The organism is Imperialibacter sp. (assembly GCF_040222385.1).
Classification (GTDB): domain Bacteria; phylum Bacteroidota; class Bacteroidia; order Cytophagales; family Cyclobacteriaceae; genus Imperialibacter.
In genome coordinates, this window is record NZ_JAVKDF010000017.1 from 480,312 (window position 1) to 504,116 (window position 23,805).

General features: G+C 46.5%; 18 protein-coding genes. 10 read left to right on the plus strand and 8 right to left on the minus strand.

The features are described from left to right. Positions 1 to 30 precede the first annotated feature (30 nt). The 3 genes from RIG68_RS05800 to RIG68_RS05810 all read left to right on the plus strand — a co-directional run bounded on the left by RIG68_RS05800 (position 31) and on the right by RIG68_RS05810 (position 3,120). Complete coding sequence (locus RIG68_RS05800) at positions 31 to 1,812, plus strand: chloride channel protein (RefSeq protein WP_350119731.1); 1,782 nt, start codon at positions 31 to 33, stop codon at positions 1,810 to 1,812. 201 nt (positions 1,813 to 2,013) lie between these two features. Beyond that, the gene (locus RIG68_RS05805) at positions 2,014 to 2,496 is read left to right on the plus strand and encodes a TlpA disulfide reductase family protein (RefSeq protein WP_350119733.1); all 483 of its coding nucleotides are present in this window, start codon (positions 2,014 to 2,016) and stop codon (positions 2,494 to 2,496) included. A gap of 12 nt (positions 2,497 to 2,508) precedes the next feature. Then, complete coding sequence (locus tag RIG68_RS05810; protein ID WP_350119736.1) at positions 2,509 to 3,120, plus strand: thioredoxin family protein; 612 nt, start codon at positions 2,509 to 2,511, stop codon at positions 3,118 to 3,120. A 43-nt stretch (positions 3,121 to 3,163) separates the two neighbouring features. On the opposite strand, the gene RIG68_RS05815 is transcribed toward RIG68_RS05810, so the two are convergent. From RIG68_RS05815 to RIG68_RS05830, 4 genes are all read right to left on the minus strand, one after another. Beyond that, a complete protein-coding gene (locus tag RIG68_RS05815) occupies positions 3,164 to 3,829 on the minus strand; it encodes an energy transducer TonB (RefSeq protein WP_350119739.1) in 666 nt (221 codons plus the stop codon). Positions 3,830 to 3,853: 24 nt separating this feature from the next. After that, positions 3,854 to 4,039, minus strand: coding sequence for a hypothetical protein (locus RIG68_RS05820; protein ID WP_317488765.1), 186 nt, complete (start codon positions 4,037 to 4,039; stop codon positions 3,854 to 3,856). Then, positions 4,036 to 4,596, minus strand: a complete 561-nt coding sequence (locus tag RIG68_RS05825) for an RNA polymerase sigma factor (protein ID WP_350119742.1) — start codon at positions 4,594 to 4,596, stop codon at positions 4,036 to 4,038. Before RIG68_RS05825 ends, RIG68_RS05820 begins: the two co-directional genes overlap by 4 nt. Before the next feature lie 77 nt (positions 4,597 to 4,673). Beyond that, positions 4,674 to 5,717 (minus strand): RluA family pseudouridine synthase, encoded by a 1,044-nt coding sequence (locus RIG68_RS05830; protein WP_350119745.1) that lies wholly within the window; start codon positions 5,715 to 5,717, stop codon positions 4,674 to 4,676. A 39-nt stretch (positions 5,718 to 5,756) separates the two neighbouring features. Between RIG68_RS05830 and RIG68_RS05835 the strand changes: the two genes are divergently transcribed. The 3 genes from RIG68_RS05835 (at position 5,757) to RIG68_RS05845 (ending at position 9,861) form a co-directional block, all read left to right on the plus strand. Next, on the plus strand, positions 5,757 to 6,662 hold the full coding sequence (locus RIG68_RS05835) for a 1-aminocyclopropane-1-carboxylate deaminase/D-cysteine desulfhydrase (protein WP_350119747.1): 906 nt from the start codon (positions 5,757 to 5,759) through the stop codon (positions 6,660 to 6,662). A 68-nt stretch (positions 6,663 to 6,730) separates the two neighbouring features. Then, positions 6,731 to 8,359, plus strand: a complete 1,629-nt coding sequence (locus RIG68_RS05840; protein WP_350119750.1) for a hypothetical protein — start codon at positions 6,731 to 6,733, stop codon at positions 8,357 to 8,359. Next, the gene (locus RIG68_RS05845; RefSeq protein ID WP_350119753.1) at positions 8,356 to 9,861 is read left to right on the plus strand and encodes a DUF5723 family protein; all 1,506 of its coding nucleotides are present in this window, start codon (positions 8,356 to 8,358) and stop codon (positions 9,859 to 9,861) included. The genes RIG68_RS05840 and RIG68_RS05845 overlap by 4 nt, the downstream gene beginning before the upstream one ends. A 3-nt stretch (positions 9,862 to 9,864) precedes the next feature. Here RIG68_RS05845 and RIG68_RS05850 read toward each other — a convergent pair whose 3' ends face one another. From RIG68_RS05850 to RIG68_RS05860, 3 genes are read right to left on the minus strand one after another with little or no spacing between them, the layout of a single operon-like run. Then, complete coding sequence (locus RIG68_RS05850; protein ID WP_152001585.1) at positions 9,865 to 10,470, minus strand: DUF2179 domain-containing protein; 606 nt, start codon at positions 10,468 to 10,470, stop codon at positions 9,865 to 9,867. A 12-nt stretch (positions 10,471 to 10,482) separates the two neighbouring features. After that, a complete protein-coding gene (gene radA / locus RIG68_RS05855) occupies positions 10,483 to 11,856 on the minus strand; it encodes a DNA repair protein RadA (RefSeq protein WP_350119756.1) in 1,374 nt (457 codons plus the stop codon). Positions 11,857 to 11,891: 35 nt separating this feature from the next. Continuing rightward, entirely contained in the window at positions 11,892 to 12,332 is a 441-nt protein-coding gene (locus tag RIG68_RS05860) for an SRPBCC family protein (RefSeq protein WP_350119759.1), read from the minus strand. A 138-nt stretch (positions 12,333 to 12,470) separates the two neighbouring features. Between RIG68_RS05860 and RIG68_RS05865 the strand changes: the two genes are divergently transcribed. The 3 genes from RIG68_RS05865 to RIG68_RS05875 all read left to right on the plus strand — a co-directional run bounded on the left by RIG68_RS05865 (position 12,471) and on the right by RIG68_RS05875 (position 18,563). Next, entirely contained in the window at positions 12,471 to 12,854 is a 384-nt protein-coding gene (locus RIG68_RS05865) for a hypothetical protein (RefSeq protein WP_350119762.1), read from the plus strand. A gap of 60 nt (positions 12,855 to 12,914) precedes the next feature. Next, positions 12,915 to 17,267, plus strand: a complete 4,353-nt coding sequence (locus RIG68_RS05870; RefSeq protein ID WP_350119765.1) for a CusA/CzcA family heavy metal efflux RND transporter — start codon at positions 12,915 to 12,917, stop codon at positions 17,265 to 17,267. Between the two features lie 144 nt (positions 17,268 to 17,411). Beyond that, the gene (locus RIG68_RS05875; protein ID WP_350119768.1) at positions 17,412 to 18,563 is read left to right on the plus strand and encodes an efflux RND transporter periplasmic adaptor subunit; all 1,152 of its coding nucleotides are present in this window, start codon (positions 17,412 to 17,414) and stop codon (positions 18,561 to 18,563) included. A gap of 73 nt (positions 18,564 to 18,636) precedes the next feature. Here RIG68_RS05875 and RIG68_RS05880 read toward each other — a convergent pair whose 3' ends face one another. Beyond that, positions 18,637 to 20,253 (minus strand): aminopeptidase P family protein, encoded by a 1,617-nt coding sequence (locus tag RIG68_RS05880; protein ID WP_350119771.1) that lies wholly within the window; start codon positions 20,251 to 20,253, stop codon positions 18,637 to 18,639. A 227-nt stretch (positions 20,254 to 20,480) separates the two neighbouring features. On the opposite strand from RIG68_RS05880, the gene RIG68_RS05885 reads away from it, so the two are divergent. Next, positions 20,481 to 23,805, plus strand: a 3,325-nt coding sequence (locus RIG68_RS05885; RefSeq protein WP_350119773.1) for a hypothetical protein, incomplete at its 3' end; no start/stop codon positions are given.

Genomic DNA, 23,805 nt, shown 5'->3' on the forward strand with positions numbered 1-23,805 from the left:
TCTCTTATATTTTGTAGTACATTTGACGATATGAGAGGAAATGATGTGCTTCTGAAATTTCTCATTTGGAGGCTCAGAAACATCAGCGACAAGAACTTCATTCTGATCCTGGCGGGGATTGTCGGGGCCATTGCAGGGATTGCTGCGGTGGTGTTGAAGAGCAGCGTTCATTTCATTCAACGACTGCTTGAGAGAAATTTTTATCTGTATGATATCAATTTCTCTTATCTGGTGTATCCGTTGATTGGAATTGTTATCACGCTGGTCATTTCCAAATACGTCCTCAAAGAGAAGCTCGGCCACGGTATTACCCACGTCCTCTACTCGATATCCAAAAATTCGAGTATCATCAAAAGGTCGAAAATGTACTCCCGCATGATCACCAGTGCCATTACTGTTGGCTTTGGTGGTTCTGTGGGGCTGGAGGCTCCTATAGTGGTCACAGGCTCGGCCATCGGCTCCAATATTGCCCAGCTTGTCCATCTCAACTACAAAAAGAGGACGCTTTTAATAGGCTGCGGAACAGCTGGTGCCATCTCGGCTATATTCAACTCGCCTGTTGCTGGTGTTATATTCGCCATTGAGGTAATCCTGGCCGATGTTACCATTTCGTTGTTCATTCCGATTTTGATTGCCTCGGTAACCGGCTCTCTCGTGTCAAAAACGCTGTTGGGAAACGACATTCTTTTCTCATTTCAGTTAAAAGACTCCTTTACGGCGGCCGATACCCCCTACTACATTTTGCTTGGTGTCGCATGCGGTTTAGTCTCCTTATACTTTACCCGACTCACCTATTTTGTTGAGGGCAAGTTGTCCGGCATTAACAATGACTTTAACAGGGCCCTTATGGGTGGTGCCGCCCTTGCGCTTATCATTCTGATTCTTCCTCCAATATATGGTGAGGGTTATGAAACCATTAAGTCGCTTCTCAACGGAAATGAAGATGAAGTGCTCCAGAGAAGCTTATTTTATGGCCTCAGAGAGAATGGGCTTATCATCATCATCTTCTTGTTTGCGGTCATGCTCCTCAAGCCAATTGCATCAGCCACCACTATTGGCGCTGGCGGCAGCGGTGGTATCTTCGCTCCTTCCCTCTTTCTGGGTGGGGTTACTGGCTACTTTTACGCCCGCACCATTACGCAGGTATTTCCATTTACCAACCTCAGCCTGAGCAATTTTACACTAGTGGGCATGTGCGGCGTTATGAGCGGCGTGTTACATGCGCCCCTTACTGCCATCTTCCTTATCGCCGAAATCACAAGCGGGTATACATTGTTCGTTCCATTGATGCTGGTCTCCGCTATATCATACAGCACTATTTCCTACTTCGAAAAGTATTCCATTTACACCAAGCACCTTGTGGAGAAGGGCGACCTGATACCCAACGACAAGGACAGGCTGGTACTTAGCCAGATACTGCTTGAGAAAATAGTGGAAACTGACCTTTTAACCATTCACCCAAATGCCACGCTGGATGACCTCGTGAAGTTAGTCAGGAAGTCGAGACGCAATATTTTCCCTGTGGTAAATGATCTTGGTGAGCTTGAGGGAATCATCACTTTGGACGATGTGAGAGAGATCATGTTCAACGAAGAAGCCCGAAAAAGCATTATTGTGAGAACCTGGATGACAGCGCCACCGGCATTTGTCTCTTCCAATGAAAAAATGCAAAGCGTGATGAACAAGTTTGAAATTTCGCAGGCCTGGAATCTTCCTGTGATCGATGACGGAAAGTACATTGGCTTCGTCTCGAAGTCCAGCATTTTCAGCGCCTACCGCAGCAAGCTCATCCGTCAAAACCAGGAGGAGTAACCACATTTGTGGAAAACGGGCGGACTTATCCACGGGGTTTCCATTTGGTGTATTTCTATAATGTATTGGTAATCAACCTCTTGCTGTAAAGGCAGCGAGCGGGTGTGGATAACTCCTGCTAAATGTGGATATCTGTGGGATTTACACCCTAATCGCCTCGTTGACAAAAACATTACTGACGTATAATTCGTAAATTGGGGTATGCGACGCACAGTAGTTTTGTTATTTTTTCTATTCGGTGCCGGTGCAACCATTGCTCAAGAAGTAGAGGTAATAAAGTATCCGCAGTTGGACGCCATTATAAATGCGAAAGAGGATGGAGTCAAAGTCATTAACTTTTGGGCTACCTGGTGTAAACCTTGTGTAGAAGAAATAGGCTATTTTGAAGCTGCTAACAAGCAATTCAGAGACAAAGGAGTTTCCGTTACTCTGGTCAGCTTTGACTTTGGCAAGGATGTTGAAAAGAAGGTACAAAAGTTCATTGATAAAAATGACCTTCGCTCAAGAGTGCTAGTGCTGGACGAAACTGACTATAATTCGTTTATAGATAAAGTCTCTCCTTCGTGGTCGGGGGCCATTCCGGCGACACTCATTGTGAACTCAAAAACCGGCAAAAAGCAGTTCTATGAAAAGACGTTTAAAGAAGGGGAACTGTCTGAGGTTATTGAAGCTTTTATAAACTAAACCCTACTTACAATGAAAAAGACAATCAGTTTGATAGTGTTGCTGGCCATTGTTCAGGTCAGTGCCGCACCTTTTGATGGGGGATACGAGGTAGGAGATATAGCCAGGGACTTTCAGCTTAAAAATGTGGATGGTGCCTCAGTAAGCCTGTCCGACTACAAAGAGGCTAAAGGCTTTATTGTAGTTTTTACTTGTAACACCTGCCCTTATGCCAAGCTGTATGAGCAAAGGATCATTGCTCTTGACAAAAAATACAAGGGGGCTGGCTATCCTGTCATTGCCATTCAACCCAACGACGGCTCGCTGTCACCCGGCGATTCGTTTGAAGCGATGCAGGCCAATAGCAAAAAGAAAGGTTTCAGCTTCCCTTACCTGCTTGATGAAACCCAGGAAATTGCCCGTGCCTATGGAGCTGCCCGAACACCTCATGTTTTCCTACTGAACAAAGAAAGTGGCAAGCTGAGGGTCGCTTATATCGGCGCTATCGACAACAACCACCAAGATTCTAATAAGGCGGACAAAAAGTATGTAGAAGATGCGGTAGATGCGCTGATAGCCGCCAAGAAGGTTCCGGTAACCTTCACCAAGGCCATTGGCTGTACGATTAAGTGGAGCGGCACCTGACCGTAATAAGAAAGGCTGGGGTTTCCAGCCTTTCTTATGTTCTTTAATGAAGCTTGTAAATAATCGGCAGCACCATCCTTACTTTGACGGGCCGCCCGCCTTGCCTGCCGGGCTTCCACGCAGGTGCTTTAGAAAGCACCCTCAGCGACTCGCTGTCGAAGTCTTCGTTGATGCCCTTAATCACCTTTAAGTCCGTCAGGTTGCCCTGCTCATCTACAATGAACTGAACATAGACCTTCCCCTGAATATCGTTTCTGATGCCGCTTTTTGGGTACCTGATATTCTTGCCAAGGAATGCCATGAAGTCAGCCATTCCGCCCATTGGTTCTGGCATTTTTTCAACATATTCGTAAAACTTATCGACCTCCTCATCGGGAAGTTCCTCAGTCAAAAAAGGAATGTCTTCAACTTTCTCAGCCTCTTCGCTATCAAAAATCACTGGCTCCTCCTCAAGTATCTCCTCATCAGGAACAGGAACAACTTCCGGCATGATAACTTTTGGCTTCGGAGGTTCAGGTATATCCGTAGCAATTACCTCATCAAGCAAGGGTATCGGGTCATCAATATCTTCAAAGGTAATCGGCGGCTCATACGCCGTGCGCCACTCAAAAGCCGTGACTACCAGCGCCAGGGCCACCATGAATCCAATGGACAGGTGCAGGCCGTAGCGGCGCTGTACATCTGCCCGGGGGTTTTTCTTTGCTTCCATTTTTTTAGTGTTTAAAGTTTACGGTTATCGAAATAGAAAAAAGAGTGCTACGCTTACTGCCACCAGAAATAGTAAATAGAACAATCTGGTCATCACCTGTTTTATCCGTTCCTTCTTGTACCGACGGCTCAGCTGGTCGAAGTTTTTGTACCTCGACGTCCGCTTTTCCTGAAAAGCCCCCCTCCGTATCCGTATATCGTACTTCTTCATTGCCCCGACACCTTTTCTTTTAACTTTTGCAACGCCCTGTAATACCTCATCTTCACTGTGCTCTCATTCTTTTCGAGGATGAAAGCGATCTCATAAAATGCCTTCCCTTCAAAGAACTTGAGCTCCAGAATGGCCACTTCGTCCTCATCGAGCAGGTCGATAAGGCTGATCACTTTTTCAGCCTCCATTTTCACCTCCACCTCGCTCTCCAGAATCTCCCTCAGGTTGGTCTCATCAATGCTGATCACCATCCGCTTCTTGGTACGGTGATAATGAGCCAGCACTTCATTTCTGGCGATCTTCATCAGGTAGGCCTGATACGGCACACCATTGTACTGAAACCTTTTTATCGCCAGCATGGCCTTGAGAAACACTTCAGAAACAAGGTCGGCTGCCAATTCATCGTCGTCCGTTTTACGCAAAACAAACCGGAAAATCGAGTCATATTGTTTGTTATAAATCTTGCCGAAATGGTCAATATTTTTCTTCGAAAGAAGGAGGAGCTCTTCTTCGTTGTAGTCCGACTGTGCGTTTTCTATGTGAGTCTCCTCTTTCAAAAGAACCAACTTTCCTATTAAAATCAGGAGATCAGCAGAAAAGTCACAATAGAAGCAGAAAAAGTTTTTGTGAGCTGCTAATTATACTGCAGGTAGTGCTCCCATTTGTCTATTACAGAAGTGAAATCTTCCGGAAGTTCGGACTCAAATTGCACAAACTCTTTGGTGGCGGGATGTATAAACCCAAGCGACTTGGCATGGAGGGCCTGCCTGGGTATCAACTTGAAGCAATTGTCGACAAATTGTTTGTACTTGGTAAAAATGGTGCCCTTTACCACCCTATCACCCCCGTAGGTAGCGTCGTTGAAAATCGGATGCCCGATGTACTTCATGTGTGCCCTGATCTGGTGAGTGCGGCCCGTTTCCAGGTTGCACTTGATCAGCGCTACATACCTCAAATCCTTCAGCATTTCATAATGCGTGACAGCATTTCTGCCGAAGTCACCATCCGGGAAGGCTGTAGTAACCCGGCGATCCTTCAGGCTTCTTCCGAGAAAGACATCAACAGTACCTTTTTCCTGCTCAGGCACACCCCACACCAGGGCATAGTAGGTTCGCTCAATGGAGTGGTCGAAAAACTGTTTAGCCAGTGAGTTCATGGCCAGCTCCGTCTTTGCTATTACCAGCAGGCCACTGGTGTCTTTATCGATCCTATGCACTAAACCTGGGCGGCCTTCATTGCCTTTCATTTCAGGCAGCTGCTGAAAATGGTAGGTAAGGGCATTGACCAGTGTGCCCGACCAATTATTAAATGCCGGATGAACCACCATGCCAGCGGGCTTATTCACCACAAGCAGGTGCTCATCTTCGTAGACAATATTAAGCGGAATGTTTTCGGGCACCACCTCAGTGTCTCTGGGCGGCTCAGGCAATGAAACCGTGATCACGTCGTCCGGATGAATCTTATAGTTCGGCTTTACAGCCTTGTCATTAACCTGAACAAACTCATCCCTGATCGCATCTTGTACCCTGTTGCGGGTGGTATTGGGAAGCCTGTCGGTTAAGAACTTGTCTATTCGCACAGGGCTCTGCTTTTTATCCACCACAATCCGGTGGTGTTCAAAAAGCGCCCCTTCTTCTTCGTCCAAAAAATCTTCTCCCAAATCAATTTCTTCGCTCATGGTGCAAAAATACACAGAAGTTCTGCCAATTTTGAATCAATGATTTATCCCGCAGCGCAGCCTGTTCCAGAGATTGAAGTGAAGGCCCCTTTTATTGAAAAGGCTGGCGTGAGACTTATTGTACGAAGAGAAGATTTAAACCATCCTCACATTTCGGGAAATAAGTACTGGAAACTAAAATATAACCTCCTGGAAGCCGACAAACTCGGCCATCACACGGTGCTGACCTTCGGTGGAGCGTTCTCTAACCACATTGCCGCCACTGCCGCCGCTTGCAAGACCGTTGGGCTGAAGTCGATTGGTGTCATCAGAGGCGAGGATGCCGACCTGAGCAACCCCACCCTGGCACAAGCTGTTAAGAACGGAATGGTCTTGCACCGGATATCAAGAACCAAATACCGAGAGAAGGAATTGCCTTCATTTGCTGATGAAATGAGGACGCTATTCGGTGATTTTTTTCTCATTCCCGAGGGTGGCACCAACCACCTGGCCATTCAAGGAGCCTCAGAGATGGTCAATCGAATAGACACTCCGTATGACTATCTGGCTTTGCCGGTGGGAACCGGTGGCACGATGGCCGGATGCATAGACTGCCTGAAGGGAAAGGGGCAAATACTCGGCTTCTCAGCCTTAAAAGGCAACTTTCTTACTGAAGAAATAATAGCGCTTCAAAGGCAACACAGCCTAAGCGCTTTTGGCAATTGGGACATGATAAACAATTACCATTTTGGTGGATATGGAAAGGTTAAAGATGATTTGATTGTATTTGTAGAGGCCTTCGAAGATGAATTTGCCATTCCTTTGGAGCCTGTCTACACAGGGAAAATGATGTTTGGCCTGCTTGAGATGATTAAAAATGCTTACTTTCGTAAAGGCTCGGTCATTTATACAATACATACCGGAGGGCTACAAGGCAGGGCCGGCTTTAGGAGAATACTTGCATAACGGAAAAAATCGGTGTTTTTGCGTGACGACTTCTCCAGACTATTATTTTTTTTATACTATCGACCTTAATGACTTTTTTGGAGAAAAGTCCATTGTCCTGTTTAATAAAAGGAGCATTGGCCATTCTTATTTCTGGCTGCGGGATAAATGACCTGGAATTTGGCAATCTGGACATCCCCGACTACGAGCCAACGCTTGCCGTTCCGTTGGGAGTGTCGAGGTACACCATGCGGGAGCTGGTAGGCGACCTTCAGGACAATGCGTTGACCATTGAAGAGGGTGAGGATCTGTTCATGACCATCGTGTATATGGACACCTCCTACAACGACGAACGGGAAGCTTTTCTCTATTTTCCACCCATCAATAAAAGTGATATAGTGTTTCCTTTTGTGTCTTCGTCTCCTGCCGGACAGACCGAGGTGATCGAATTTGAAAAGGTGATCACCTTCTCTTTCGATGCCTTTTTTGGCGAAAAGGTCGATTCCATTTTCTTTAACAGCGGGAATCTGGCGCTGGAAATCAACTCCCGCTTCCGGAGTGACGTCATGCTGGAATTCGGCTTTCCTTCTATGTTTGAAACTGTCGGCAATTCATCGGTTAGCATTTCGGATACTTTAAGCTTTGGCACAACGGTGCCGGTAACATCGATAACAAGAATGCCGCTGGGAGGCAAAAAGTTTCTTTTCCGAAGACGGGAAGAGGCCAACGATTTTGACGTTATCATCAAAGGAAAAGTAGTGGTGAAGCCAGGTCAATCGGTCGATTTTTCAGATTTCTTTCGCTTTTCAATTGACTTCTCAGAAGCAACTTACTCTCATGTGCATGGCTACTTCGACCGAAAAGAGGGCCTCTTGCAGGACAGAACGATAGAGCTTAAGTTTTTTGAAACGTTTGGAGATTATGGGCTCGACTTTAAAGATCCCAAAATCATCCTAAAGGTTGATAACTCATTTGGGTTTCCATCGGGCCTTTTGATGAACAACCTTTCCGCAAGTAATAATGACAGCACTTCAGTTGCACTGACCGGGTCAATAACCGAGTCGCTGCAATTTGTGAATTACCCAAAGCTAGATTCCATTGGAAAAACCAGCCACTCAGAGTTTGTCATCAACGCTCAAAACTCGAACATCAGGGAGCTTTTCGGCATCACGCCGGTCAAATTCAACTTGCCTTTAACGGTGATCTCCAACCCTGATGTTTTTGAAAGAGACTACCTGAACTTCATGACAGACAGCAGCAGGTTCAGAACCATCACTGTGGTGGAGCTGCCCTTCGAAGTGAGGATGCAGGAGTTCACCACCAACCTTAAGTTTGGAACCGACGAAATCAATCTGAAAAACCTTCAGGAAGCAGTTTTGAGGTTTTACACCGAAAACGAAATGCCCTTTGAAGGGCGGCTTGCTGTCAACTTTGCCGACGAAAATGACTCCATACTTTTCACCGTGCCCGAAGAACTGGTGCTGACGGCGCCGCAAGTTGACGCATCGGGGCGCACCTTGGAGTCAAAAAAGCTGCTGTCAGAAATTGACCTGGGAATAGAGGGCACCGAGGCACTAAAGAACGCCGACCATCTCAATGTGGCCATTATCATCAATACGTTTAATGCTGCTGAAGAGGAGTACGTCAGGCTGTATGCCGACTATGCACTTGATATCAATATCTCCGTTTTGGGCCGCTTGAAAATAAAAACCCAATGAGGCGCTGGCTGACAACCATATCGATCATCCTAGGCAGCCTAGTTGCGGCCAAGGGGCAAAATGGGTTGGGGCTGTATACGCTCGGAGACGCAGTGCCTCAAAACAGCAGCTTAAATCCGGCGAATGAGATTCAGGGAAAACTGGTCTTGGGCTTGCCGGTCATTTCTGAAATAGGGCTACATGTTAACAACAGCTTCAGTTACAACCAGGCATTCACCAAACTGGAAAATGACTCTGTGAAACTGGACGTTGACAAGGTCATCTCTCACCTAAAAAAGAGGAATGCCCTGCTATTTGAAACAAGTATCCCCCTGCTCTATGTGGGCATCAAGCCTGAAAAGTCTTCTTTTGGCTACAGCTTCTTTGTCAACGAACGAATTAATCTGCGGGGCCAGTACACCAAAAATTTGGTGAGGGCAGCCTGGGAAGGCACCAACTCACTTGTAGGCCAGCCGCTCGATATAGGCAAGTCGGCGTTCAGCGCTTCATACTTCAGAGAGTATGGAGTTGGAGTGAATACTTCCCTGATGAATGATGACTTGAAAATTGGTGCCAGAATAAAGCTGATCCAGGGAATATACAATGTAAAAACCCTTTGGGGAATGGATGCCAGAGTGAATCTTGAGCCGGAAACCTACAGCTACGGTTTTCTATTTAAAAGGGCTGGACTAAATGCCGCTGGAGTAAATGAAGATCCCTCCGTTGGCTACCTGCTTTCAAACCCAAACAAAGGAGCGGCCATTGACCTCGGTGCCACGTGGAATCATCAAAACCTGTATAGTGTGTCGGCATCCATCACCGACCTCGGTTATGTGCGCTGGAAGGAGTTTAGCCAGAATTTCATTCTTAGCGATACCTCATTCGCTTTCCAGGGTGTCAATTTCACTTCAGATGGTGATATAGAAAGCACCATTGACTCACTAAAGAATGCCTTCACACCAAAGGAAACGGCCAATCCATATTCGGCGATGTTAAGTGCCAAATCAATAGTAAGCGGATCGCTGCTGCTTGGCCCTGTTGACAGAGTTACTGTTACAATGATGAATCAACTTCTTGTGGGCAAAGTAAAATCGGCCTTCGCTGTGTCTTATGTGAAGCAGCTAACGCCAGGTATTGTAGCTTCTGGCAGCGTGGTAAAGCTTCCGCAGCAATGGCCTCGGCCAGGGCTTGCTTTGTCGATGGCTGGCGGGCCAGTTCAGTATTACATCGCCTCAGATAATCTTATTGGGTTTGCCAACGTAGGCAACATGAACACACTGGACTTTAAAATGGGGGTTAACCTTATTCTCGGAAGTGGCAGAGCGAAGAATGAAACTGATTTACCGCCAGCGTATCGATCCAAGCCAAAGTTCTCAAGCAACGATGAGGGGGTGGACTACCCCACCGACCCAAGACTGAAACCGCCTACGGTGATTCGCAAAAAGGATATCTATACCATCATTACCAAAAAGAAGCAGCCTAAAGGTTGGAAGAACTGGTTCAAAAAGAAATCGGACAATTGAAGCCTAGCTCCTGTTGATCCCTCTGAGCCGCCCCAGCACCCCCTGGTAGGCAGCAGGCTGATCGAACACGTCATCGTCGCTTACTTTTTTCACACTCTCCACAGTGTAGTAAGCCTGGGGATTGTATTTTTTGATGATGTTGATATAGGTTGGCAGCTCGTCCCTTTTCACAACGGTAAAAAGCACATTGACCTTGCCATCATTGCTTTCCGCATCGAGGTTAGAGTAGCGGTAGCCCTTCTCCTTTAAAAAGGCTGTGAGCTGCTCAGCCGGATTTTGGGTAATTACCCTTACTACTACCCTGCCAAGGGCAAGCTTTTCTTCGATGACCATGCCCAGGAAGGTTCCCGTGGCAAAACCTCCTGCATAGGCAAAATAAGAATAGAAGGCGTCGATATTGGTGATGATTTGCCGGATGGCAAGCAACCAGATAAAGGCTTCAAAAAAACCAAGAAGTGGCGCAAGCAACTTCTTACCATGCATGACAAAGATAATCCGCACTGTGTTAATGGACACATCGCACACTCTGGCGAGAAATATCAGCGCAGGGATAACTACGTAGGTGAACACCGACTCACTGATCCCCAAACCTTCGAAAAACTCTTTCATTGCCTGTTTTAGTTAGCCAAACAAATCGGATATCACCTCGTGGATTCTTCCAAACTGCCTGACAGCTATTTTAAACTTTTTTCCTTCTATTGCCCGCTGAGCAAATTTAGAAACATAAATGGCCTCAAAGCCCAGTTTTTCGGCCTCCATGATCCTCCCATCAATCCTGTTCACTGCCCTGATCTCACCCCCCAATCCCACTTCTGCAGCAAAGCAAACTTTTGAGGACACAGGAATTTCCTCCAGAGATGAGATCATGGCCATGCAGATGGCAAGGTCGGCGGCAGGATCATCCAGTTTCAAACCTCCGGCTACATTCAGGAAAACGTCTTGCGTCCCCAGCCGAAAGCCTCCTCTTTTTTCGAGCACCGCCAGCAGCATGCTTAACCTCTTGTTGTCGAAACCGGTAGACGTTCTTTGCGGATTGCCGTAGGTGGCCGGGCTTACCAAACTCTGAATCTCGATCAGCAAAGGGCGGTTGCCTTCCAGCGTAGCGGCTATTGCCACGCCACTCACGTCACCATCTTTTTGCGAAATAAGAATTTCCGATGGGTTTTTCACTTCTCTGAGGCCTTCGCCCTGCATTTCGTAAATACCGAGCTCGGAGGCAGCACCGAACCGGTTTTTCGTTGTGCGCAAAATGCGGTAAACCAGGTGTCTGTCTCCTTCGAACTGCAGCACCGTGTCAACCATGTGCTCCAGCACCTTAGGCCCTGCGATAGCGCCCTCCTTGTTGATGTGGCCAATGAGAAACACAGGCGTGTTGGTTTCCTTGGCGAACTTCATCAGTTCTGCTGTGCATTCCCTTATCTGAGAAATACTGCCGGCAGCTGATTCTACCTTATCGGAGTAGAGTGTTTGGATGGAGTCGATGACCAAAAGCTGGGGTTCCAGTTCTTCAATTTGCCGGAACACATTGGCAATGCCTACCTCAGACAGCACAAAGCAGTTGTTGTTTTTGATGCCTATTCTCTCCGCCCGCATTTTGATCTGCTGCTCACTTTCTTCTCCCGATACGTACAGCACCTTGAGGTTGGGTAACTGTAGCGCTATTTGCAGCAGCAGTGTCGACTTGCCGATGCCTGGCTCTCCGCCAATCAGCACCAGACTGCCGGGAACAATACCGCCCCCAAGCACCCTGTTAAGCTCTTCGTCGGCAGTTTTAATCCGCTGCAGGGCCACGGACTCCACCTGATCAATCGCCTGAGGCTTAGACGCACGGGCAGGGCCACTGGCTTTTTTCCAGGAGGGAGCGGAAGCGTGTTCCTTTTCTATTACTTCTTCAACGTAGGTGTTCCACTCACCGCAAGAGGGGCATTTACCCGTCCATTTTGGCGACTGGGCTCCACAATTCTGACAGAAAAAAGCTGATTTGACTTTGGCCACGATGGGCCAAAATTAGAATAAAAATAAGAGAAGACTTACTTACCAAATACTTTTCGGTAAACAGGCTTGCGATACAAGAATTGGAGATAAAGAACAGGATAAAAAAGCAGGTTAGTTAACAAAGTCGGCGTAGTGAATTCTATTTCGTCAGTGATGCTTGCGCCTCCGTTCTCAATGGCCTCATTAATGTGGTGGTGCTTCCAGCTTTTCAGAAAAAAAGGCAGCCGAACACCTTCGTCAATAAAAGAAAACACAGCACCATTTGTGAGATCATGTGTAATGAGGCTTTCCCAGGTCTGTTTGAAAAAGATAAAGTTTAGCTCAAGCTCCACTTTATCTCCCTTTTTGCAACCATCGAAGCGCAGGAGCTTCACAGGCGGAAAAGGCGGATTTAACTTTAAAAAAAGCTTGTCGGTAAATCCTTCTCTTACTGTCTGCAAATCAGCTTTTACCCGGGTCCTGATTTTTATTTTCATTTCTATTAATAAAACTACCTGTTTAGTAAATCAAAAAGAGAGGTATTTTGTTTTAGAATAGTGGAAACCAACTCTTTAGATACATTCCAAATTGACGAGTGGCCATTGTAAGAGTTTATCAAATTGTACATTTGAATTGTGAAAAGTCTGCTTTCATTGGTTTTTGTGGGGTACTTCATCGTTGGAAGTGTTTTGCCCCGATCCAATTTCAAAGAATTGGAGAAGGTGCCCTCTATGATTGCACACTATGAGCACCACAAAAAAGCTTTCGACAAAGATCTTACCTTTCCTGAGTTCCTGGTGCTTCACTTTAGTTTGAGTTCCGACCACAGCGAGCCTTCTCACGAAACAGAGCTGCCTCTACACAATGGGGTGGTGGCGTCTTTTCTCTTCACTATCCCCCAAGCACCCGATTTGCAAGCTTCAGTGCAGGAGTATGCGGTAAAACACTTCAAGCCTTTTTCTATCAATTACCAGTTTCAATACACCTCCAACTGGTTTCAGCCTCCCCAAAGCGCCTGATAATCTTATTGGTTATCTGATTTCTCATGCCCCCACAGGGCGCTTTAAATCTATTTATAAATGGTCGATTCAATCATTCGATTCAGCATACGCAATAAGCTGATCGTTGTGCTGTTTTCATTAGCCATTATAGGCGTTGGCCTGTTTTCGCTAAGTCAAATTCCCCTCGGGGCCGTGCCTGACATCACGAACAATCAGGTGCAGGTAATTACGGTTTCGAGAAACCTCGCCACCCAGGACGTGGAGCAATTCATTACGTACCCGGTAGAGCTGGAAATGGCCAATCTTCCGGGTGTGCAGGAAATCCGCTCGATTTCCAAGTTTGGGCTTTCCGTCGTCACCATTGTGTTCGACGAAGACCTGGGCACCTATTTGCCTCGTCAGCTTATTGCGGAAAAAATCAAGAAGGCCCAGGAGTCCATCCCAGCGGGGTTCGGCACTCCGGAAATGGGCCCTATTACTACCGGCCTTGGCGAAATTTACCAGTATATACTGGATGTGAAGCCCGGTTATGAAGGCAAATACTCCACCACCGAACTTCGCACCATACAGGACTGGATCGTCAAACGCTATTTGTCGGGGATACCGGGCGTGGTGGAAGTAAACACCTGGGGTGGCTTTCTTAAACAATACGAAGTCGCCGTGGATCCTACATTGCTGAATGCAACGGGCGTTACCATCACAGAAGTATTTGATGCGCTAGAGGCAAGCAACGACGTAACAGGTGGCGCATATATAGAGAAGGCCTCCCAGAGTTACTTCATTAGAGGAGAGGGTCAGATCAAGTCTCTGGAGGAGCTTGGCAGTGTGGTGATTGGCAACAGAGATGGCATTCCCATCCTCATCAGGCAAATTGGGGAAGTCAGGTTTGGTACCGCCGTTCGCTTTGGTGCCATTACCGCCAACGGGCAGGGTGAAAAAGTAATGGGCCAGGTGATGATGCTCAAGGGGGCCAATAGTAGCCAGGTAATCAATGCTGTGAAGGATCGGGTAAGTGAAATAGGAGAGTTTCTACCCGAAGGTGTGTACATCAACCCTTTTCTGGAAAGAACAGAATTGATAGAAAAGACCACCAGCACAGTAGCTGAAAACCTTATTTTGGGAGCGCTCATCGTCATCTTCGTGCTGGTTCTTCTGCTTGGCAACTTCCGCTCGGGCATGATAGTCGCCTCGGTTATTCCATTGAGCCTTTTGTTCGGCATCACCCTTATGAACTACTTCGGAGTATCGGCCAACCTCATGAGTTTGGGCGCCATCGACTTCGGTATTATCATCGATGGGGCGGTCATCATTGTAGAATATACGGTGCACCAGATCTCTGCCAGGGCAAACGGGCTTCTCAAGCTATCAGACGAAGAACGAACAGCCGAAATGGATGCTCTCACTGCGACAAGTGCTTCCACGATGATGCGATCCGCCATTTTCGGTCAGGTCATCATCCTGATTGTTTTCATACCTATCCTTTCGCTTTCAGGTATTGAAGGAAAAATGTTTAAGCCAATGGCCTTGTCATTCAGCTTTGCGCTCATAGGTGCCATGATCCTTTGCCTGACCTATGTGCCAGCCATGTCGGCTTACTTTCTTAAGCCCAAAAAAGCAAAGACCTCAAAAAGCGGATTTTCTGACGCTTTGATTGGAAAAATACAAAACCTGTATCTGCCTACCATCCGCTTCGCTTTGAGGTTCAAAGCGTTGGTTATTGGTGCTGCAATCACCATGCTGGCAGCTAGCGTATTCCTATTCACTCAGCTTGGTGGCGAGTTCATTCCAACACTCGATGAAGGTGATTATGTGATCCAGCCTATTCTCAAGCCAGGCACCTCTTTGTCGGAAACGGTGGACATCAGCACTAAGCTCGAAAGGATTCTGCTGCAGAATTTTCCAGAGGTGAGTCAGGTGATCACCCGAATTGGGGCAGCGGAAGTTCCTACCGATCCGATGTCGATGGAAATGACGGATGTGATTGTGCGACTGAAGCCTAAGTCAGAATGGGTCTCTGCTGCCTCAAAAGATGAGCTTGCCGATAAAATGAAAGTGGCAATGTCCGCTCTCCCTGGTATTGGTTTTGAGTTTACTCAGCCTATCGAAATGAGGTTCAACGAGCTTGTTACTGGTGTAAGAGCAGATGTAGCCATCAAAATCTTCGGCGAAAACCTCGATACACTCTTCAACATGGGCAACAGAGTAAAGTCGCTTATTCAGCATGTGGAAGGAGCGGCTGATGTAAGTGTGGAGCAAATAGCCGGCTTGCCTCAAATGTCGGTAACGTACGACCGACACAAGTTGGCGTCTTATGGACTTATGGTAAAAGACGTGAATAGGGTGATCAGAATGGCTTTTGCCGGAGAGGCCACCGGTGTTGTTTTTGAAGGAGAGAAGCGCTTCGACCTGGTAGTGAGAACCTTGCTGAAGAATAGAAGCGATATTCAGGATCTCAGCAATCTGTTCATTGCCCTTCCGGGCGGAGGCCAGGTTCCTTTACGGGAAGTGGCCAGCATCACCTACGAAGCAGGCCCAGCCCAAATTTCAAGAGATGATACCCGGCGAAGGATCGTGGTTAGCATCAACGTGCGAAACAGAGACATGGAGTCGTTGGTGCAAGAAATGCAACAGATTATCAACACCAGCCTCAAAGTGCCTGTCGGCTACTATATCACCTATGGGGGGCAGTTTGAAAACCTTCAAAATGCGAAAAAAAGGCTGATGGTGGCTGTGCCAGTAGCATTGTTCCTGATCTTCATCATGCTCTATTTTACCTTTGGGGCCGTCAGTGAGGCATTACTTGTTTTCTCAGCCATTCCATTGGCCGCTATAGGTGGCGTCATCGCTTTAACTATCCGAGGCATGCCCTTCAGTATCTCTGCTGGCGTTGGGTTTATTGCGCTTTTTGGTATCGCCGTGTTAAATGGCATCGTACTGATTGAATTCTTCAATGAATTAAAGCACAAAGGAATTAACGACATTCACAAAAGAGTGATTATGGGCACGAAAATGAGATTGCGGCCAGTGTTGCTCACCGCCTCTGCCGCAGCACTAGGCTTCTTCCCTATGGCCTTTTCAGGATCAGCTGGGGCAGAAGTACAGCGGCCATTGGCGACCGTTGTTATCGGGGGTCTGGTGTCGGCCACGTTCCTCACGCTGGTGGTGCTGCCAGTACTGTACACATTGCTGGAAACTGGCTTTTTTAAATGGCCGGGTAAAAAGGCGACAATGCTGATGCTGTTGTTGGGCAGTAGCCTTGCTATCAACGCTCAAAATGCTCCATCTACTTTGACACTTGACAAAGCCATTGAGATCGCAATGGAAAATAACCGGGGCATTAATGCGGCGCAAACAACCTTGCAAGGTGTGGAGAAGCTGGAGAAGACTGCTTTCGATCCTGGCCCCACTCACGTCTATTACGGCTACGACCAAAACAATATAGCGCCTAACGGTTTTCCGCTAAAAGTGCTTGGTGTGCAGCAGCAAATCGCCTGGCCTGGTCTTTACACAGCCTCCAAAAAGGTGCTGGACAATCAAACAGACATTGCTGTCTCTCAACTGAACATTACCAAACGGCGGCTAAGCAAAGAGGTAGCCATTCTCTACCTGGGCATGGCTCAGGCGCAGGAAAACCTGGAGCAATGGCAGGTGCTGGATAGCTTATACAGCGCCATGAACCACGTAGTAGTTCGCAGGGCAGAGGTAGGTGACGCCACCAAACTTGAACTGATACAGTCCAAATCGAAAGTCAGCCAAGTCAAAGCAGCGCTGGCACAGTCGCAATTAGAAGTAGCTCATTACAGAGAACGGTTAAAAGGTACCCTCCAAAGTGAGGACTCAATTGTCCTTCCTGCCAGGGCCCTCAGCAACACCGAGGTTCTGGCAAGTAACGCCAGCCTCGAGTCCTCTCAGGAAGATCCCAGGTATCAAGAACTTGTTATGAAAGAAGCGGCCGGTTTTTCCCTCAAAAAGGTGGAGGAATCAAAGTTGGCACCTACCTTTCAAGCCCAATATTTCAAAGGGTTTGGGCAGGGAGAAAACGCTGCGAATTTTGATGGTTATCAGTTTGGAATTGGCATTCCATTGCTGGGGCTTTCACAAGTGAGGCGAGTGCAGGCAAGTAAGCTCTATGCCGAGGCAGCCAGCGAGCAGCTTGACAATTATGATTTGAGACGGCAAGCTGAATGGGCGGGCCTTCAGGCCAACAGGCTTAAGTTTGAAGAAATGGTAAGCTACTATCAAACTGAAGGGCTGAAAATGGCTGACGAGCTCATATCGGTGGCCAACAGGTCATACGTTGAAGGGGAAATAGATCTCTATCAGCTCCTTCAAAACTTCGAAAACGCCCGACAAATCAGGCTAAGCTATATCAATCAACTGTACCAGCTAAAGCTGGCAGAAGTCAACGTTGCTTTCTTTCTAATCGATTAATCTAAAAACATGAAATAGCCATAAGGAATACCATACCCAACGGATCGGCGTGGAACGATGAATAAAGTCGGAGAACAGTCGGCTATCGCTTCCAAAAGGTTTTTGGCTATTCCATCTGGCCGATAAAAACTAAATTTTATACAGATGAAAACTTATCAAATATATATTTTAAGTCTGGCTTTGCTCGTCATGTTGCAGGGCTGCAAAGACCATACAGAACCTGCCGCTGAGGCCGTGCAAGCAGAAAAAGCTGGTGAGAGCCTCAGGCTTTCAGCCCAGCAAATGACAAAAATGGGCATGGAGTCTCAAAAAATTGAGGAACGAACCGCCACCACCTCGATAGCGGCTAATGGGCTACTTGATGTACCCACTCAGCATATGGCCTCCGTCACTACATTTCTGGGCAGCTACGTGAAATCGGCTGACAAGCATATAGGGGAACGGGTGAAAAAAGGAGAAGTGCTGACCGTGATGGAAGGGCCTGAGTTCGTTGACCTTCAGCAGCAGTACGTCGAACATAAAAGCCAGCTGGCAGTGCTAAAATCAGACTTCGAAAGGCAAACGAACCTGGCAGCGGACTCCATCACCTCAGGGAAAAGCCTCCAGAGTGCCCGGGCTATTTACGAACAAACTGCTTCCATGGTAGAGGCACTAAAGCAGAAACTCGGCTTCCTGAACGTAAATATGGCAGCGCTGAATGATGGAAATATTGCAAAATCATTTACCGTGCGGGCACCAATCGATGGTTACCTCACAAAGGTTTCGGCCAAAATAGGAAGTTACACTACTCCTGGTCAATCGCTGATGGAAATTGTTGACTTGAGCCACCTGCATGTAGAGCTAAGCGTGTATGAATCAGAGGCACTGAACATAAAAGAGGGTCAAAAAATGGAAATCATGCTGCCATCAATGCCTGGCAAAGTAATGGAAGCAGATATATACCTGATAGACAAGGCCTTCGACGACAATACCAGGGCTGTGAAGGTTCATGGGCACTTTGAAGACGAGAATGTACCTTTTATCATGGGTATGTACGTGGAAGGGAAAATTATTACAGGCGAAGTTACTGGTCACGTAGTTCCAGCCATAGCAGCGGTATTCGCTGACAACAACAGGTATGTGTTCGTTGAAAAACAATCCGCCAATGGAACAGAGTTCACGCCAATTGACGTCACCGAAGCCACCGAAATGGATGGATGGATTTTGCTTCCGGAAAGTAAAATACCCGAAGGCTTTGACAAGGTAGTCACCAAGGGAGCAGGCTACCTGCTTTCACAATGGATGATGGCTGAGTAAACAGTCACTTTCAATAATTTTCTCTGAGTCCTTACCTATTATTTCGTGACTCAGAGAAAACATATTGGAGAATCTATTTGTTCAAATCAGGTAGTTTATAATTGGAGAAAATACTCTCCTCCGCCATCAGCTTTTCTATCTCATCAGGTGTCCTTGGAGCACGGGTACTCAGCAGCTCGTAACCATCTTTTGTGATCAAAATATCGTCTTCAATACGGACAGCAATCCCCCACCACTTTTTGTCGCAGGGGCTGCCCTCCGGAATGTAGATGCCGGGCTCAACTGTTAGCACCATATTCTCCTTGAACTCCTGGTAGTTCCCCCTGTCGTGCACATCCAAACCAATGTGGTGCGACACCCCATGCGGGAAGTAGTTGTGCGGCGTATCCACTGACGCAATAATGCCCAGCTCCGCCAGCCCCTGGTTAATCACTTGCCTGCAAACGAGGGTGTTGTCTGAAATCTTATTGCCCGGCTTAGACCTGGCAAAAGCCGCTTCCTGCGCCTTCAACACCAATTCATAGATCGCCCGCTGCTCCTTGGTGAATTTCCCGCTGGCCGGAATAGTGCGGGTAATGTCGGCTGTGTAGCCCCGGTACTGAGCACCAAGATCCATCAGCACCAAATCGCTTTTGATGTCCATCTTGTTATTGCTTATATAATGGAGCGTACAGCCATTGTTCCCAGCCCCAACAATCGACGGATAGCCCAGGTCTTCGGCACCATATTTCTTGAAAACGAACTCATGGATGCCCTGCACCTCCGATTCGGACATGCCAGGCCGCATAGCCTTGTACACTTCTGCCTGCGCCACACAACTTACATCAATGGCCATGCGGAGGAGAGCGATCTCTTCAGCAGATTTTACCTCCCTCAGGTCAGTCAAGTATTTCTCCAGAGAGGAGCCATCCAGCTTTTGCTTCGGCTCAGGCAGCTTCTCAATCATCAGCTTCCTCTGCTCAGGCGACTTGGCTTCCAAAACAGCCCTTATTTGCTCATTTGAATCGAAATCAGGGAAACTGTTGACCAACTGCCTCAAAATTTGAGCCGCCTGCGGATTCTTCAGAAACTCCTCCGACTTAATATAGTCGTACATTTTGTACTTGTCGGCATTGAAGTCGACCGGGTAATCGACCTTGTTTTTGAACTGTAGCAGAAGGTTGTAAAGATCGGCCTCATCGCCGGTAGCATCCCTTACATCGGAGGGTAAATTGAGGAACATGATCTTGTCAAACACGGAGAAGTCCATGTTGAAATTTTTGAACTCAGTGGCGTCGTAAGCAGCCTCAAAACCAAGCTCCTTTTTTGCGCCCTCCACGCCAAGGCGGGCGCCGTTATACATCTCCTTTCGGGCCTGTCTTTGTTGGGTAAATAGTACTTCTGAGAATGTATTTCCCTGGCTATCTTTCTGCTTTTCATTAAATATAAGCACCAGTGAATGTGGTTCCTGGTACCCAGTTAAATAGTAAAAATCAGGGTCCTGGTGATAAACATACTCCACATCGTTGGCCCGATTTCGAACGGGGTTGGCAAACATGACGGCCACTGAATTCGGTGGCATCTTTTCACGCAGCGCCTGCCGGCGTTGTTTGTGAAAATCCTTGCCGAGGTAGTCGGTGGGGTATTGGGCCAGCAGCTGGCCTGAAAAAATGGCCAGAAAGAAAAACAAGCAAATCGAAAGCTTTTTCATGGAGTTGAATTTTACGAGGAAGCACAAAGTAAGCAGAGGATTGATGTGGTGAAATGAATATTTGAGGAAGAGAGGAAAATGTACAGGGAGGAGTGATGTTATTTTAATAAGATTATCTTTTACTCATGGCAGCAAATGTTTATACTTCGTGACTCGTTGAAAAAAGAATTATGAAACATCGCCCAATTTTAAGCCGCAAATTACCAAACAAGAAATTTTTTGTAGCTATGTTTCTTTTGTTGGTAGGTATATCGAAAGCATTTTCCCAGCCCGAACTGACGAGGATCGAAACGGAAGTGCCAAGCACGGGAAATGGGCCGTATCTGCGTTCGCTTACTGACCTTGATGGTAAAGTATACTTCCCTTACAATAACAAAATGATCGAAGTTAACGACGACTATCAAACTCGGGAGATTACTCTGAGCAATTCAATTGGATCACCTCAAAACATCAATAGTATTGTTGCTTTAGGTGATAAGTTGTTGATTAACAACTACCATTTTAACTTATACCACTATGAGCCAGGCCTTTTGAACCCAATGACCGGAGAAGTTGAACTTCTGAAAGACATTAATCCTTCCGGCCATTCTTACCCAAACCAACTTTACAGTACTGGAGAAAAAGCCTACTTCCAGGCTTATGATGGAACCGAGTATGCCATATGGTCTACTGACGGAAATGAGGAAAATACAAAAAAAATTATTTCACTGGACTCCGATTGCAACCCAAGATACTTTCAGTACAATGGAGTTTTGTACATCTCCATCAATGGCACTTCTAGCAGCAATGCCTTTTGGGTGACCGATGGAACAAAGGAAGGCACAAAAAAACTCACTGATAATAGCAATTATGATTACGGCTATGCAACTACGGCTTCGGACAACTACTTCTATTTTGTGGTAAGAGGATCCGATTCATTCTATCAACTATTTCAGTCGGACGGTACAACGGCAGGTACAAAAATGGTCATAGAAAGTACGTCTACATATTATTATAGCCAAATGTTTGTTTTTAAGATTGATGAGAAAATTTTTTACTCTTTTTACGGTTATGATGGGCTAACAAGAATATTTCATCTTGACGAAAACACCCTTCAAGCTAATGAAGTGATACAATTGTCATATAGTATTTCAAACCTAAATTCAGATGGTAATCAAGCTTACTTTATTAAAAATGGAGATGAGCGTGGTATATGGAGAACCAATGGGACTCAGGCAGGCACTTTTCTAGTCAAAGCGTTTGAAGAGTATGAAACCCTATACACAAACCTCAGCACTACATTCAATAATAAATTTTTTGTGTCGATGTACTCCCCCGACACCGGAGGTGAGCCCTGGATAAGCGACGGGACAATTGCCGGAACAAAACAACTAAAAGACATCTATCCGGGCCCTTTCCCCTCAATGGCATCCACATATTCAGTATTCTTTAGTGAAGCCCTCGATGTTCTTTTTTTTAATGCAAGTACCCCGACTACTGGAAATGAGGTTTGGATAACCGACGGAACGGAGTCAGGAACATTTTTACTCAAGGACTTCAACACACTTCGCCAAAACTTATCAATGTTTAAAATTGTAGCAACTGAAAAAAAGCTCTACGCACAAACCAGCTATTTTAATTACGAAAGTCCTAACCTTTTTGAACTGAGTTTGGGGGGAAATCAATTGAAGAGTTCTCTGGAACAGGAACGGGCCACGTTCGCCACACAAACAGCAATGGCTGGCTTTAAAAATGACATATACTTCAATGGATACCCTATAAATGATGATGGGACTTACCCATATGCGCTGTATAGATTAAGTAGCGACGAATCTATCGAGCCTGTGAAAGGCTATTTGTATTCCTATGGATTAACTGAGATTGATAATAAGCTTTTCTTTGCTGGTTCTGCCGGGCAAGGCTACGAGCTATGGGTATCTGAAGATGGCTCATCTGAGGGCACATATCAGGTGGCTGATATTGCTCCAGGCAGTTACAGCAGTATGGAAACAAGCCCAACAAACGAGTTGCCGATCGTCTATTTTGGTGGAAAGTATTTTTTCGCTGCCAATAACAATATTAGCGGAAGAGAGTTGTGGGTGACGGACTTGACGGAGGCAGGCACTGAATTGTTTTTTGATTTGGAGCCTGGCAACGATTGGTCGGAACCAAGAAATTTCTTCGTCGCCGGAGACAAACTTTATTTCACAGCCAACTCCGATGGAAACGCCAAATTATGGGTTACAGACGGTACTTCCGAAAACACAGCGATTGTGGCTGATATTGAGACAGATTTGTTGTTCTACGTGGGTAGCCAGGTCTACTTTCTTGAGGAATATAACTATCGATACTACAAACTTTGGAAAACCGACGGGACAGTTGAGGGAACAGAAGAAATTCGTGATTTGGGGTATTTTTACAACACTGTACCAGCCATTCAGTTTGATGAAGGGTTTGTGTATTGCGACTATAATGGCTCCAGCTACGACTACTATTTGATCGACAACGAAGGAGCGGATACTAAATTCAAGAGTAGTACCGGGCAGATTATCGGGTTAACCACCAAGGACAATTATGTATATTATACAGTGGGTAGTGAGATGAGAATCACAAATGGATCGGATATAGATGATAAGGTCATTGACCTGTATGATGCAGCCTACTTACAAACCAATAGCAGTAACAAGTTCTACACTATCTTTGGTGAAGACTTGATTTTCTACAGCTATGATTATGAAGAATATGCCTATAGTCTATGGAAGCTGAACCTCTTCAAGCCTGTCGCAAGCATAATTTACGATTCGGACCCGCTTGAATCTGGAGAAACCATCAACTTTGGCACCCTTTCTGAAGGAAACCAGTCTGGCATTGAGACCGTCACCATAGAAAACGGGGGCTTTGTGGACTGGTCATTTCCTCAAGGAAGTACGTTGGCTGTGATGGGAGATGCTGCTAAAGATTTCATCATCGTGTCGGGCAGCCTACCGTCTATGCTCAGGCCCGGTGAAAGCTTTGATATCGATATCCGGTTTAAACCGACGACCGGTGATGTAAGGGAAGCCTATATAGAACTGCCAGCCCTGGCTGGTTCTGGTTCGCCGGGTATTGTCAACCTGGAAGGGGTGGGTACAAATTTTGAACAGACTATCAAGCTACAAGTCCCTTCAAAAATACTGTATAAGAACACTCCGATCGCCTTAGACATCGAAGCGACATCCGGGCTTCCTGTCACTCTCTCCTCGTCTGACAAAACAGTGGCTGAATTTGTAGATGGAAACCTAGTTACTAAGAAGTTTGGCACCATTACAATCACCGCTACGCAGGGCGGCAATGCATACTTCCATGCCGCCGACCCTGCTACAAAAGAAGTAGATATTGTCGTTGGTGGGCAAAGCATTGCCTTCAACAGCGCTAACACGTATCGCATTGATGATGACCCCTTTGAGTTAAGCGCCACCAGCACCTCGGGAAACCCGGTGACATTTGCCAGTGGAGATGCTACGGTTCTTTCTATATCCGGAACCACAGCCACTATCCTTAAGGCTGGTGTAGTGTCGGTTACCGCATCAGTAG